Origin of the sequence: Acinetobacter sp. YH12226, from assembly GCF_013417805.1 — a bacterium.
In the GTDB taxonomy this organism is placed as follows: Bacteria; Pseudomonadota; Gammaproteobacteria; order Pseudomonadales; family Moraxellaceae; genus Acinetobacter.
Map to the genome: position 1 here is coordinate 1 of NZ_VPDG01000006.1, position 14,108 is coordinate 14,108.

11 protein-coding genes are annotated in these 14,108 nt (G+C 44.8%); 9 read left to right on the forward strand and 2 right to left on the reverse strand.

Annotated elements, in window-relative coordinates; translation table 11 throughout:
- Window positions 1-432: 432 nt before the first annotated feature.
- From FTV08_RS07990 to FTV08_RS08015, 6 genes are all read left to right on the forward strand, one after another.
- Window positions 433-1,332, forward strand: coding sequence for a VacJ family lipoprotein (locus tag FTV08_RS07990; RefSeq protein WP_005250813.1), 900 nt, complete (start codon window positions 433-435; stop codon window positions 1,330-1,332).
- 103 nt (window positions 1,333-1,435) lie between these two features.
- On the forward strand, window positions 1,436-2,404 hold the full coding sequence (gene gigA / locus FTV08_RS07995; RefSeq protein WP_004732911.1) for an RsbU family protein phosphatase GigA: 969 nt from the start codon (window positions 1,436-1,438) through the stop codon (window positions 2,402-2,404).
- 112 nt (window positions 2,405-2,516) lie between these two features.
- Window positions 2,517-3,035 carry an anti-anti-sigma factor GigB gene (gene gigB / locus FTV08_RS08000; RefSeq protein ID WP_180087055.1) on the forward strand — a complete coding sequence of 173 codons (519 nt, stop codon included), beginning with the start codon at window positions 2,517-2,519 and terminating at the stop codon, window positions 3,033-3,035.
- Between the two features lie 20 nt (window positions 3,036-3,055).
- The gene (locus FTV08_RS08005) at window positions 3,056-3,883 is read left to right on the forward strand and encodes a carbon-nitrogen hydrolase family protein (RefSeq protein ID WP_180087056.1); all 828 of its coding nucleotides are present in this window, start codon (window positions 3,056-3,058) and stop codon (window positions 3,881-3,883) included.
- Between the two features lie 102 nt (window positions 3,884-3,985).
- Window positions 3,986-4,411 (forward strand): organic hydroperoxide resistance protein, encoded by a 426-nt coding sequence (locus FTV08_RS08010; RefSeq protein ID WP_005246047.1) that lies wholly within the window; start codon window positions 3,986-3,988, stop codon window positions 4,409-4,411.
- A 214-nt stretch (window positions 4,412-4,625) separates the two neighbouring features.
- Window positions 4,626-5,018, forward strand: a complete 393-nt coding sequence (locus tag FTV08_RS08015) for a DUF4951 domain-containing protein (RefSeq protein ID WP_180087057.1) — start codon at window positions 4,626-4,628, stop codon at window positions 5,016-5,018.
- Between the two features lie 50 nt (window positions 5,019-5,068).
- On the opposite strand, the gene gspE is transcribed toward FTV08_RS08015, so the two are convergent.
- Entirely contained in the window at window positions 5,069-6,556 is a 1,488-nt protein-coding gene (gspE, locus tag FTV08_RS08020) for a type II secretion system ATPase GspE (RefSeq protein ID WP_180087058.1), read from the reverse strand.
- 144 nt (window positions 6,557-6,700) lie between these two features.
- On the opposite strand from gspE, the gene FTV08_RS08025 reads away from it, so the two are divergent.
- Window positions 6,701-7,480 carry a hypothetical protein gene (locus FTV08_RS08025; protein WP_086044916.1) on the forward strand — a complete coding sequence of 260 codons (780 nt, stop codon included), beginning with the start codon at window positions 6,701-6,703 and terminating at the stop codon, window positions 7,478-7,480.
- A gap of 9 nt (window positions 7,481-7,489) precedes the next feature.
- The gene (locus FTV08_RS08030) at window positions 7,490-8,413 is read left to right on the forward strand and encodes a mechanosensitive ion channel family protein (RefSeq protein WP_180087059.1); all 924 of its coding nucleotides are present in this window, start codon (window positions 7,490-7,492) and stop codon (window positions 8,411-8,413) included.
- Window positions 8,414-8,459: 46 nt separating this feature from the next.
- Here the strand turns inward: FTV08_RS08030 and FTV08_RS08035 are convergent, their stop codons facing one another.
- Window positions 8,460-11,168 carry a DUF2339 domain-containing protein gene (locus FTV08_RS08035; RefSeq protein WP_180087060.1) on the reverse strand — a complete coding sequence of 903 codons (2,709 nt, stop codon included), beginning with the start codon at window positions 11,166-11,168 and terminating at the stop codon, window positions 8,460-8,462.
- 161 nt (window positions 11,169-11,329) lie between these two features.
- On the opposite strand from FTV08_RS08035, the gene polA reads away from it, so the two are divergent.
- Window positions 11,330-14,092, forward strand: a complete 2,763-nt coding sequence (gene polA, locus FTV08_RS08040; protein ID WP_180087061.1) for a DNA polymerase I — start codon at window positions 11,330-11,332, stop codon at window positions 14,090-14,092.
- Window positions 14,093-14,108: the final 16 nt, after the last annotated feature.

Genomic DNA, 14,108 nt, shown 5'->3' on the forward strand with positions numbered 1-14,108 from the left:
TCGATCAATCAACCAGTAAAAATCCACACAAGTTGTTCTTCATAATCTCTTAATGATCTTCTTGCTAATTCGTCACCAGCAAGCTAGGTCGGCTATATTACTCTCTATCTCTAGAAAGTCAACCAGTCATGAACATTATTTTTAAAATTTCTTTCTAAAACCCAACTCAATCAAACTTAACTAAGTTACTGTTTTATCAGAAGTTTTAATCTTCATCACCGCCGATGGATGTGCATTCTACAGTATTTCAGAAGGCTTGCAACACCTTTTTCAAGAAAATCATTTTGTATGTATATTTTTTAAGCTTTTCGTGTGTTTTCATTCATTTTTTATACAAATTTGCTTAAATGATGTCTATTCGTGAATATAACGTTTATTATTTTCATACTAATAAGTAGTGCTACTTACACAGAAAAGGCCTCAGGTTACCTTATGCATCGTTCTATTTACTTATCTATATGCTTAATTTCTTTAGCTTCAAGCGCACATGTTTTCGCTGAGGTGGCCACCGGTGTGGAAAATCTGGAAAACGAGCCTGCAAAAACGCCGCTTAGAACAAAGATATCAACCAAAGCGCAACAATTACAAACGCAACTGAAAGTTGATGCCAGTGCAGCACAGGCTGAGGAAGTTAAAGATCCTTTTCAGCCGTTAAATAGAAAGATCTATCAGTTTAATGATGCGATTGACCGCACCGTGGTACGTCCCATAGCCGTACAATATGTGGAAAAAGTTCCTCAAGATGTTCGTGGCAGCTATACCCAGTTCCGCAGTAACCTAGGTGAACCTTGGAATGTGGTGAATCAGCTGATTCAAGGTCGTCCTGCCCGCGCTGCTAAATCCCTAGGTCGTTTTACCATTAACACCTTAACAACTTTAGGACTGGCTGATCCAGCGCGTCGCCTTGGCTTGAGCCATGAAGAGGAAAAATTTGGAATTACTTTAGGGTATTATGGCGTGCCTTCTGGCCCTTATATCATGTTGCCATTTTTAGGTCCAAGTTCTGTCCGTGGCGTAATCGGTACTGCTGTAGATAGTCAAGCTCGTCCACAAAAATACATTCTCGAAGATGAAGATGGACTTTACTGGACTGATCAGTTTTGGCGTGCCATCGATACCCGTTCAGAAATACTGGACGTTGAAGGAGTGCTGACTGGCGATCGCTATGCGCAGATTCGCGATATTTATTTACAACGTACCAATTATGCAATTGCAGAAAAGAAAGGCACAGAACAAGATACACTGTTCCTAGAAGATGATTTTGAAGATGACAATTCTGATGATGCACCTTCTAGTGATAGCAACATTGAATCTTCAAACGAAGATCTTTAAGTTTAAGCTTCATGTATGATTGCTAGTGAAAATCTGTTCGCTAGCAATACTTTGCTTGTTATAGTACATCTTATAGCCAATCCTGGGATTGAATCACTTTTTTATGTATTTCATTCAACCGACTCGTGATATTCCTTACTTAGATCAAGTACTTGATACGCTTCCTCATGTTCAGATGATCTATCTGGATGATCATGAACTGTATGACTCTACGATTATTGCGATTGCAGATGTACATGATTATCTGAAATATAAGTGGAATCTGCCTACGATTGTACTGGCCTTAGAAAATGAAGGTACTGCTTTGGCTCAGGCCTGGGAACAAGGTGCTTTAGCCGGCTGGATCTGGAACAAGCTTCCCGAGAATCCAGATCTGGCATTACAAAAAATTGATGCACAATATAAGCGTAACCAGGATAGCCGTGACCTGCCTTCTGCTGCAGAACTACAAAAAAAATTGTTACCGAATCCGATTGAACTGACCAATTACGAGGTCGAAACCTATTTTCAGCCTTCAGCCTATCTTTCAGGGGATTGGTATGATTATTGGAAAATCAGCGACAAAGAAGTGATTTTCTATTTGGCCGATGTATCCGGACATGGCGTTACCAGTAGTTTGCTCACGTCCTGGATGGCAGCTTTCCATGGTCGCTCCAAGACGCCGCGCGAGCTGATCAAGAAGCTGAACGGTATGCTGATGCAGGAAAATATTGAAAAGCACATCACCATGATTGCCGGGATTCTTAATCTGGAAACCCATGTATTAAAATGGTCCAGCGCTGGACATTATCCTCCACCGATTATATTTGAACCCAATCAAGAACCTAAAATCCTCTCTTCCAGCAGTTTCCCTTTGGGCTTAACCGAAGATCTTGAAGTTGAGGAAAATGAATGGGTATTAAGTCGCAATGCGCGCTTTATTATCTGTTCGGATGGGGCATTAGAACCCTTTGATGGTGGTTTAAATGAACAATTCTCGCAATTATTACACCATTTGCAGAACCAATCTTTTCAGGCTCCGGAACATGTGGCTGACGATATCGCCTTTTTAAGCTTTATCCGCGTAAATTAGCAGTATATTTACAGACTTTATAAGCACTTAATTTGATTACTACTTTCAGCCACTTGAGTATCAATACACCCTATGGGATAATTTAATATCCTTCTCTGCAAATGGCATTTATATGTCAACAGGTCATGTTGAATATGCAAGTCTGAACGGAACGCATATTTTTAAGCTTATCGGCGAAGTGCGTGCCCAATCTTGTATTAGTCTAGACAAATTACTGAACAAAATTGAACAGCAAGACAACGTAGTTGGCGCTATCGTTGATCTCACCGAAACCAATTTCATTGACAGCACCGTACTCGGTGTTCTAGCGAAACTAGGACTGAAACTCAAGCAAGTACATAATATCCAGGCTGTCATGCTTTCTACCAATTCTGACATTACCACTTTGGCCAACAGTATGGGACTGAGCCAGGTGTTTGTGATTCTGAATTATTGTGGTGATCCAAATGTCTGCACACGTGCGCTGATGGAAGAACATGTCACGCATCAAAATATGCTAAATACGGTTCTAGATGCACATAAAACCTTGATGAAGCTGAATCAAAGCAATCAGAACATGTTTGAACCTTTAGTCAAACAGCTACAGAAAGAGCAAGACAATTTAGATAAAATTTCCGAGCAAAAGGTATAACCATCTTATAAGAGGACCCTATGACTTTACTTTCTGTTGTACAAATGAATTCTCAAAATGAAATTGATGCCAATTTCGTGGAGATTGAATCTTTAATTCAACAAAGTAAGGCCAATGGTGCTGAACTGATTGTTTTCCCGGAAAACTTTGTCTGTTTTGCAGCAGGTAAACAGCGTGAAACTGCTGCACAATTTGAAGTGATTCAGCAACGTCTAGAACAACTTGCCCATGAATATGACACCTGGATCGTTGCCGGTACATTACCCTGCCCTTATCGTCCGGATGGTTCGATCATTGAAGATGGCCGCGTGCGTACCGTTAGCCTGTGTATCAGTCCGGAACGAACCGAAGCGCGTTATGACAAAATTCACCTGTTTGATGTGCAAGTTGGCGATGCTGTAGGCGGCTATCAGGAATCCAAGTTCTTTGAACCCGGCACAGATGTTGTCGTAGCTAAAACCCCTTTTGGCAATATTGGTTTAATGGTCTGTTATGACCTGCGCTTTCCGGAACTGGCATTAAATTTACGAGCCAAAGGTGCAAACCTCTTGACCGCACCTTCTGCTTTTACCTATACCACAGGTGAAATGCACTGGCAGCTTCTTCTACAAACACGTGCTCTAGATAGCCAATGCTCGGTGCTTGGTGCAGCTCAACAAGGCTGGCATGGAGAAAAACGCCAGACTTGGGGACATGCAGCCGTGACCAATAGTCGTGGACAACTTCTTAATATGATCCATGCAGAGGGTGCTCAACTCATTTCCGTCGACTTTGATTTAAATGAACAGCAAAAAGTGCGTGAATCCATGCCTTTAATGCAACACCGTAGACTTCTGCAACTTTCCTAAATCGTGTCATTTGCTTGCATAAAATAACAAAATCCCTGCTTATTCTTCAAGTGAAATCACTGAGCATAGAAGCTTCATGAAAAATAAACAGGGATTCAACTCATGTCATTAGAAAAAGCCGTCTACACCGCACATGCCAAAGCCACAGGGGGCCGTGATGGCCGCGCCATTTCTGACGATCAGATTCTGGACGTTCAATTGGCCGTACCCAAAGAAATGGGGGGACCAGGCGGTGGAACCAATCCTGAACAGCTCTTTGCCGCAGGTTATTCCGCCTGTTTCTTGGGTGCAATGAAATTTGTCGCCAATCGCGACAAGCTCAATATCAGCAAAGATGCCTATATTGAAGGTGATGTTGGGATTGGTCCGATTCCTACCGGGTTTGGAATCGAAGTGACCTTAAATATCCATCTTGAAGGCATGGATCAGGAAGAAGCACAAAAACTGGTCGATGCTGCGCATATCGTCTGCCCCTACTCGAATGCGACCCGCAATAATATTGATGTGAACTTAAATGTGATTACTTAAGATTTTGATTTACCTGCTATCCTGAAAAAATAGCTTCAGGATAGCTAGACTTCAATTATAAATTTGGATAGCTAGACTTCAATTATAAATTTCAAAATTTACCCGCTTCATCTTTCCTCAAAAGCTACTTTTCTTTCCCCCAATTGAAAACAACAGCAAAAACTTAAGAAATTATATATAATGATTCTTATTTACATTTATTCGATTTATATTGATGTTAAAACTAGTTCTTCTGAATTCTCTCCTGCTCCTCACTGCTACAACCTCTTTTGCAGATCTTTATCTCTCAGAAAAAATCCGTCCGAAAATAAAATCTCTGCTCAATACTGAAATTGAACGCCTGCCCATTCCTGCAACACCCAACAATATGATTCTGCCTGAATTTGGTAAAGGGATTATTGGTTGGGGAGCTGGCCCCAAAGATGCCGAAGCTCGTTTTCTTAATATCAATCGAGCAGATGTTAAAACAATGAAACAGGCAGGACTGAGTTTAGCGATGGCAAAAGCCTGGCAGACATTTTATGAAAATGAAACTTTGCGCAATCCGGGCAATCCGACTGCACCTTTTCGTGCACAACTCATGAAAAAAATCGTCAGTCTCTGGTAAATATTCAAAAGTCCTAATGATCCTTATAATGAAAGTAATAGATTAAAAGATTATTCTGTCGCTTCGTTGGTTACTCGCAATACTTCTTCAATCGTGGTTTTTCCGGCCAATACTTTACGCAGACCATCATCACGAATGGAACCTGACTGCTGACGTACATAGCTTTCGATTTCATATTCAGCCGTATTGCCATGAATCAAACGGCGCATATGATCATCGACTGGGACAATTTCATAAATTGCAGTACGGCCACTAAAGCCAGTATTGCCACAACGTTCACAGCCTTGAGGTTGCGGTAATTTTAAATCTTGGGGATGCTCAATATTGCCAAATAGATTCTTCTCGAAAGCATCTGCTTCATGCCAAGTCGCGCAATGTGGACACAAGGTACGCACCAGACGTTGGGCAATTACCCCGATTAAAGAACTGGACAGCAGAAATGGTTCAATTCCCATATCTTTCAGGCGCGTAACCGCACCAATCGCGGTATTGGTGTGTAAGGTGGATAACACCAGATGTCCTGTCAGGGATGCCTGCACCGCAATTTCTGCGGTTTCCAGATCACGAATCTCACCAACCATGACCACATCCGGGTCCTGACGCAACATGGCTTTTAACGCACGGGCAAAAGTCATATCCACTTTGGTATTGACCTGCGTTTGTCCAATGCCTTCCAGCTGATATTCAATCGGATCTTCAGCCGTGAGGATATTTTTGGAACCATCATTCAGATCAGAAAGTGCCGCATATAAAGTGGTGGTTTTACCCGAACCGGTCGGGCCGGTTACCAGAATAATCCCGTGCGGGCGATGTACTAAGGTCTTGAGTCGATCATAGTCATTATTCATTAAGCCCAAATGGGTCATGTTCAAACGACCGGCCTGCTTGTCCAGCAAACGCATCACCACCCGCTCCCCATAAGAAGATGGCAAGGTGGATACACGGACATCGACTTCACGACCAGCCAGACGCAAAGAAATACGGCCATCTTGAGGAATACGCTTTTCGGCAATATCCAGTTTGGCCATGACTTTAATCCGTGAAACCAGAAGCGGTGCCAGTTCACGGCGTGGCTGTACAATTTCGCGTAACTGGCCATCGACCCGTAAACGCACCGACAGTTTTTTCTCAAAAGATTCAATATGAATATCGGAAGCCCCGACACGAATCGCCTCTGAGAGCAATGCATTGATCAGCCGCACAATCGGCGCATCATCTTCCTGATCCATCAGGTCTTCAGCTTCAGGTACGGAATCGGCCAGGCTGAGTAAATCCGGATGATCTTCCAGACCGGCAGCCACCTGTTGTGACTCGCCGCTATCTCCGGCAAAACTGGAACTGAGTAACTGATTAAATTCCTGTTCGCTACAGAGTTGAAAATGAGCCGGATAGCCGAGCAGACGGCGGGCTTCCTGCAATGCAAGCATTGAGGTATTGTCACGACGCAGAATAAAGGCCTGATCTCCCTCATAACGCAACAGCACACCATGGCGCTTGGCGAAGCTATATGGGATTTGTAATTGTTTAAGTACTTGCATCGCGGATTATAATAATGATGAAAAAATTTAAATTGAGTGTACTCTAAGCATATGACAGCGTGAAGTATGTTTTCAAAGATTTAGCAAGAAAGGGTGCCAAGATTGCCGCAAGATAAAGATGAATTAATCCCGAATACAGCAAAAATGCGCTGGTGGGGAGAACAGAATTTTGAAATAAATCAGTCTAAAGCCTGGCAGTTTGGCTCCTTGCTGTTTCGGCTGACCCGAGGGATTCAGGAATGGCGACTGGAATATTTCCGCCCTTCTGTGCAATACGATTATGAACAGCAATGGCATCAGATTGATGATCCGAATTTTGCCTTTCCCCCACCTGTGAAAATTGAACGCTATATGTTCAAATCCACGCAAAACAAATTGCAACTGATGCCACGCCTTGCAGACCGTTCTGTGGTGATTAAACCAGTCGATCCGATTTATATTCCTGCCGGACAGCGCGGTACGCTTTATATCAGCACGCCCTTATGGATTGCCGGTTTTGTCGAGGGGCAGCGCGAACCGATTTTCGATTTGCCGGTAATCTTGCCAAAAGACACCTGGTTTGGACCCAATCACCGTTCGGGGGAAATCTGTTATGCCACCGCAGTCGATGGCAGAACCGAACTGAAACAGTTACATCCGCGAGCCTTTCGTGCAGTCACACCAATTGAATTTCACAATACCAGCAACCAGCAATTGCGCTTTGACCGAATGAATGTGCCAGTGCCTGCCCTGCCGCTTTTTTACAGTGAAAGTACCGGCCGCTTATGGACCTCACAAATCCGCGTTTTGCATGAAAGTTCGGATCGTCCGCCGCGGATCCGGGTGGAAAACCGCACGCCACCAAATGCTGGTGAAGTCGCCTATCTGCATCCACCGCGTGATCCGGCAGGTGCGTTATTTAATATGTTTGATTCATTTTTCTAAGGGCGTCTGATGCCAAGTTCAAATATTCCGACCGAAGTCACCAACAGCCTGAAGGGAGTATTTACCAATATCAATACCGACCGTTTGACCGAAGTTCTGGTGGCGGTGGTGTTGTGCTTTATTGGTTTCCTAATTGCGCGCTTTATTTCCAATACCTTTATTCGCACCATTGGTGTCCGTTTTAATGCCCATCAAAAACTGGTCTGGCGCCGTGGGATTTTCTATTTTATCTTCCTGCTGTTTGTGATGGCCAGCCTGAAAGAAGCCGGTTTTAAACTCAGTGTCTTCCTTGGCGCTGCAGGGATTTTAACGGTCGCACTGGGTTTTGCTTCGCAAACCTCAGCATCCAACCTGATCAGTGGTCTGTTCCTGATTGGTGAAGGTTCTTTTGAAGTCGGTGATACCATCCAGATTACCTTGATTCGTGGGCATACCATTGAAGGTGAAGTGATTTCGATTGACCTGCTCTCGGTTAAACTTTTGACCCAAGATAATATTTATGTACGGTTGCCAAATGAACAGCTGATTCGGGCGCCAGTGCAGAACCTGTCAAAATTTCCGATACGGCGGATTCCGATTACGTTGGCGATCAATTTCCATGAAGATATTATCAAGGTGCGCGAAGTTCTGCTGGATGTTGCTAACAAGTATCCACTGGTTCTGGCCGACCCGAAACCGGCAGTCACCGTTACTGCTTTCCGTGAATCTTCGATTGAACTGCTGTTTGCAGTGTGGTGCCAACAGGAAAACTACCTGAAAGTACGTGATGAAATGCAGGAACGAATTCGCAACGGCTTTGTCGATAACCAGATTGAAATTCCGGTGCCAAAAATAGGCTTTGTCGATCATCCACTTTACCGTCCTGTAGAAAATGAAGAAATCGATCAATATGCCAATGAAAAGGCCCTCAAAAGAGAGCCTGATCTGAAATAACCCTTAGATTCCTTCTCCTTTTAAAGGAGAGGATTAGGGAAAGGATTCAATGCTCCTTCTCCGGCATCGGTGCAATATAAGCAATCAGCAGCATCACCCCGCCCGCCAGCAGGAATGAAATCACCCGGGTCAGGGTGCCAATATGTGACAGGTCAAATAGTACGAGCTTCAAGGTCACAATCACCAGAATACTGCCGCCTAAAATCCACATCGGTTTCAGTTTTTTGAGCGTTGCTGTCCACATGGTAATCCAGGCCAGCAATACCCAAAGTATGGTCAGACTGAGCTGAACTGTTGCATTGTTCCATAATGCCAGCTCATTAAACGGTGTCTGCAGGTACACATGTAAAGCTCTTAAAATAATATAACTGGATAGCCATAACAGGCTTAGTACCATTAAAACCGCCATCATGCCTTTATCACGTCCCACCTTAATTTGCTGTAACAGCATCCAGATAAAACTGGCAAACATGGCGATACTGATCAGGTCAAAAGGATTCAGAATTGGCAGCCAGTAATACTGAAAGGCTTGCTGACTAAATAACTGTGAACAAACCAGCCAGCTTCCCATCAGCAATAAACAGCTCTTGGTTTGCCAAAGCTGCTGCCAGTCTGACTGCGGATCCTGCCGATAGCACCACAGGCAGAAGAATAAAGGCAAAATCACCATGCTCAGATAGGGCATATTTGAGATCAGGCACACACTTGCCAAAGCCAGACTGCTAAAAACACCAAAACTCACCCATTCCTTGGAGAGCTGCAAGCCAGCCAGCGGTCTAAGCCACAGAATGGCCAACAATATCGCTGAAAGGGCAAAAACTCCCCTTTCCAGAGCACTATTCCAGACAATCACCGCATTTTGACTGCGATCCAGAGTCAGAATCACCGCAATGACCAGCAAGGGCGAGATGCCACTCCACTTCGGCAGTAACCAAGACCATTCCTGATTTTTGCGCAGGATCATTTCATTCAACAGCATATAACCCAGTGTGATGATAAATAAACTCAGTACATAGGTATGCTGACTCGGAAATTCATCTTCCAGCAAGGCAAATAGCATCAGACTGGCCGCGACACTCACGCTGCTTAAAAAACTGATACTCAGACTATCCATCTGCTGCTGGTACTGCTTTTTAAGCTGACTGATGACCACGACTGCCACATAGCACAGACTCAAAATCCAGAAAATTATTCGCGGTGTTGGATTAATCTCGACCAGATAATACAGGCTGCTGAATCCGGCCATCAGCAATAAGCCCATGCTCAGATAGTGTGCTACCCGGACATTTTTTTCCAAGGCCCATAAATAAATCAGCACACCTTCAACTGCCCAGCCAATCACACTCCATTGTTCTGTCAATAAGATCGGGGGCACCAAGGCGAGAAAAATCAGCATCAGGCTCAGATAGCTCTGCGAAATGAGCAGGATAGTTTGTTTACGGCGCAGCAGTGTCCAGCAAGCGGCAAAGACCAGTGCAAAGAACAGGCTTAATCCAGCTTGCCAGAGTTTTTGATTGGGCTGATTAAAATGAATCAGATACAGAAAAATATATGCCGTGATCGGTGCAGCAAAAATCAGCGCTAAGTCCAATACCGGTTTTAACTGAAAACGTAAGAGATCCTGTCGTACCAGCAACTGGCTAAAGCGGAAACCTAGCCAGATAAACAGCGCACTATGTGCCAGAATCAACGCAGTCATGGCATAACGCTCATATGTATAACCATGAATCAGGCTATATATCCCGCCAACGACCGCAGTCACTAAAAAGGCAATTTGATTGAGAATCTTCCATGGCCGGAAACTGCTCAGCACTGCCACCCCGATATTGATCAGCAAATAATAGCTAATCAGCTCAACGGCAGAAGCATCGCGGGTCGGTAAGGTAAACGGCGCCAGATAAGCAATCAGCAAAGCCATCAAAGCCAGTTCGATGCTTTCCTGTTTCAGGCTTAAATATAGAGTGATGGCCAGAATAATGAGAAATAGCAATGTTGCCAACGGTAACGTGGGAATCACCAGATTGTAATAGGCAAAAAATAAGGTCAGGAACAGACTCCCTAAACCCAGTCCTTCCAGTGCCAGAGCAAAACTCCGATTTTTCTGCACCAGGCGATAACCCAGACCTGCTATACACCCACTTGCCAGTGCAACTAGGCCCAATTTTGCAGCCAGACTGAGTTGCCAGTGCTCAGTGGCAAAACGCAGCAGTAAAATAATCCCAATCACCAAAATACTAATCGCGACTTTTAAGACTGGATTCCCCTGGAAAAGCCAGCGCTGCAGTTGATCTACCAGATGAGGAGTGTCGTTTACCTCTTGGGCAGACTCAGTTTTCACGAATGGAACAGAATCGGATCGATCTGGTGATCGCTGTAAGGGATCGGCAGAATGAGATTGTGATTGCAACTGTATCAAACGTCCTTCCAGACGTTGCAGCCACCTGAGCAAAAAGAATACCCAGGCCGTAATCCCGATTCCCATCAACCAGTCCAGTTCAGCCAACCCGCCGACAATGGCAGTAATTGATGAGATATATAAAGGAACTTTAGAATTGCGCTCCAAGGACATCTGCTGCTGTCCGGCCAATTGATTCATCGGTGCTTCTACCGCAGTGACATATTGCATCACGCTAAAGATAAACCCCAAACCACACAGATAAGTTACAATCTGATAACCCAGATACCAGGCGCTGATCCCGGCTATCAGCAGGGTAATCAGCCAGATCATGCGCAACTCATTCCGTCCTACAGCCATTCTTATATTTCTCTTTCCTGAATCCTTCCATCATACAACAGCTTGTGCTGCTTATTTCATCTTCAGCCGATATTCGCTAAGCTGTAAACTCAGACTCGCCTCAGCGAGCGCGGTAAAAATCACGTACAATAGCGCTGTATTTTGAATAAGGAATTGATTACATGCCACCATTTGTCTTGGTCGATGGCTCTTACTTTTTATTTCGTGCCTTTCACGCACTGCCACCATTAACCACGTCAACCGGTTTACATACCAATGCAATTCGTGGTGCGATTTCTGCTATTCAAAAACTGATGCGCCGGACCCAACCGACCCATATGGCGGTAATTTTTGATACCCCAGAACCGACCTTCCGGCATGAGCTGTCACCGATTTATAAAGGTGATCGTCCCAGCATGCCAACGGAATTATCCGAACAGATTCCTTATCTGCATGCCTTGATCCGCGCTTTGGGCATTCCCCTACATACCTTACCGGGTGCCGAAGCCGATGACATTATCGGAACACTGGCCAAACGTGCCGAGGCGATGGGACATCAGGTACTGATCTCTACGGGCGATAAAGATATGGCACAACTGGTGACCGAAAAAGTTACCCTGGAAGACAGCTTTAAAGAAAAACCGCTGGATGTCGACGGCGTGTTTGAAAAGTTTGGCGTCTGGCCGAATCAGATTATTGACTATCTGACCCTGATGGGCGATGCATCAGATGGCATCATGGGCGTGCCAGGTGTAGGTGCCAAAACTGCAGCAAAACTGCTCACTGAATATGGCTCGATTGGCGGCATTTTAGAAAATGTCGACAAGATCAAAGGCAAAGTCGGTCAAAATATTAAAGAACATGTCGATGGCATTGCACTGGACCATCAACTGGCCAGTATTGTCATCGATCTGGATCTTAACTTTGGTTATGACGATTTAAAACTGGGTGAGCCGAATGTCGAGACCTTACGTCATTTGTACACCGAGCTGGAATTCCGTAACCAGCTGCAGTCCTTAGATCACCCGAACAACCCGAATAATTCAAATTACCAGCAGGCGGCAAAATCTATTAACGCCAAAGCGGTTACAGCACCAGAACCTCTGGAAGACCATGCGTCTGTAACCAGCAGTGATGACCAGCTAGGTCAAGCGACCTACCACACAGTATTAAGCCAGCAGGACTGGGACATACTGTTTGAGCGCCTAAGTACCGAAAAACGTTTTGCCTTTGATACCGAAACCACCAGTTTGGATTATCGTATTGCACAGATTGTCGGTTTCTCGGTCGCCTTCGATGCGCAGGATGCTTATTATGTTCCCTTGGCACATGATTATGAAGGCGCACCGGAGCAGCTGAATCGTGAAGTAATTCTGGCGCAGATCAAACCAATTCTGGAAGATGAGTCTGTAAAGAAAATTGGTCATCATCTAAAATATGATGCACATGTACTGGAAAATCATGGCATTCATCTGGCAGGCTGGTATTTCGATACCATGCTGGCTTCCTATGTCCTGAATTCTGTCGCGACCCGTCATGGCATGGATGATGTGGCCCGTCTGTATTTGAGTCATCTGACCACGACTTATGAACAAGTGGCCGGTAAAGGTGCTAAACAAAAGACCTTCAACCAGATTCCACTTGAAACTGCAGCACATTATGCCGCAGAAGATGCACATGTCACCTATCGCCTTTATGAAGTCTTGAGCAGCAAATTGCAGGCACACCCTGAACTGGTGAATATTCTGCATAATATTGAAGTTCCGGTCGCACGTGTACTGACACAAATGGAAGAAAACGGCATCGAACTGGATCTGGCTTTTCTGGATCAGCTTGGGGGCGAATTCTCCAACACCATGCAAAATCTGGAAAACCAGATTATGGAAATTGCAGGGGAAAGCTTTAATGTCAGCTCACCTAAACAAGTCGGTGAAGTGTTATTTGAAAAGCTGGGTCTAAAAGGCGGTAAAAAAACCACCACCGGACAATACAGTACCAGTGAAAGTGTACTGGAAAAAATTGAACATCCGATTGCCCAGCTGATTCTAGAATATCGTGGCTTGTCCAAGCTGAAAAGTACCTATACCGATGGCTTATGCAAACAGGCCAATCCTGATACCCACCGTGTGCATACCAGTTATCATCAGGCATTGACTGCAACTGGCCGTTTATCATCGACTGATCCAAACCTGCAGAACATTCCGATTCGTGCCGAAATTGGCCGTCAAATCCGCAAGGCGTTTGTGGCACCGGAAGGTCGTGTTTTGCTGGCAGCCGATTACTCACAAATTGAATTGCGTCTCATGGCTCATTTATCTCAGGATGAAGCCTTGCTAGATGCCTTTATTCACGGTCAGGATGTACACTGCCGTACGGCTGCGGAAGTTTTGGGCATTGCCTTGGAAGATGTCACCAATGACCAGCGCCGCCAGGCCAAGGCCGTCAACTTCGGCCTACTTTACGGTATGTCCGAGTTTGGTCTGATCCGACAGTTAGGTTTTACCCGTCAGGAATCACAGGATTATATCAAGCAGTATTTCCACCGTTATCCGGGCATTTATGACTATATGCAACGTACCCGTCAGGTCGCATTAGAACAGGGTTTTGTTGAAACCCTGCTCGGACGCCGTTTATATACCCCAGATATCGATGCCCGTAATATGATGGTGCGTAAAGCGGCAGAACGTGCTGCGATTAATGCCCCGCTACAAGGTTCGGCCGCAGACATTATTAAAATGGCAATGATTGAAGTCGACAAGATGTTGCCGAAAGATCAGGCCAAAATGCTGCTGCAAGTTCACGATGAACTGGTGTTTGAAGTCGATGAAGACATTGCCGATGAACTGGCACCTAAACTGGCTGAAGTGATGCAATCGGTATTGCAGATTTCTGTACCATTGGTGGTAGAAGTGGGTAAAGGCAAAAACTGGGATGAAGCGCATTAATGCGCCTTTAACCCCA

What these genes read in the sequence shown, in the direction of transcription:
- FTV08_RS07990 (WP_005250813.1), top strand. Translation starts at nt 433, where the DNA reads ATGCATCGTTCTATTTACTTATCTATATGCTTAATTTCTTTAGCTTCA.
- gigA (WP_004732911.1), top strand. Translation starts at nt 1,436, where the DNA reads ATGTATTTCATTCAACCGACTCGTGATATTCCTTACTTAGATCAAGTA.
- gigB (WP_180087055.1), top strand. Translation starts at nt 2,517, where the DNA reads ATGTCAACAGGTCATGTTGAATATGCAAGTCTGAACGGAACGCATATT.
- FTV08_RS08005 (WP_180087056.1), top strand. Translation starts at nt 3,056, where the DNA reads ATGACTTTACTTTCTGTTGTACAAATGAATTCTCAAAATGAAATTGAT.
- FTV08_RS08010 (WP_005246047.1), top strand. Translation starts at nt 3,986, where the DNA reads ATGTCATTAGAAAAAGCCGTCTACACCGCACATGCCAAAGCCACAGGG.
- FTV08_RS08015 (WP_180087057.1), top strand. Translation starts at nt 4,626, where the DNA reads ATGTTAAAACTAGTTCTTCTGAATTCTCTCCTGCTCCTCACTGCTACA.
- gspE (WP_180087058.1), bottom strand. Translation starts at nt 6,556, where the DNA reads ATGCAAGTACTTAAACAATTACAAATCCCATATAGCTTCGCCAAGCGC.
- FTV08_RS08025 (WP_086044916.1), top strand. Translation starts at nt 6,701, where the DNA reads ATGCGCTGGTGGGGAGAACAGAATTTTGAAATAAATCAGTCTAAAGCC.
- FTV08_RS08030 (WP_180087059.1), top strand. Translation starts at nt 7,490, where the DNA reads ATGCCAAGTTCAAATATTCCGACCGAAGTCACCAACAGCCTGAAGGGA.
- FTV08_RS08035 (WP_180087060.1), bottom strand. Translation starts at nt 11,168, where the DNA reads ATGGCTGTAGGACGGAATGAGTTGCGCATGATCTGGCTGATTACCCTG.
- polA (WP_180087061.1), top strand. Translation starts at nt 11,330, where the DNA reads ATGCCACCATTTGTCTTGGTCGATGGCTCTTACTTTTTATTTCGTGCC.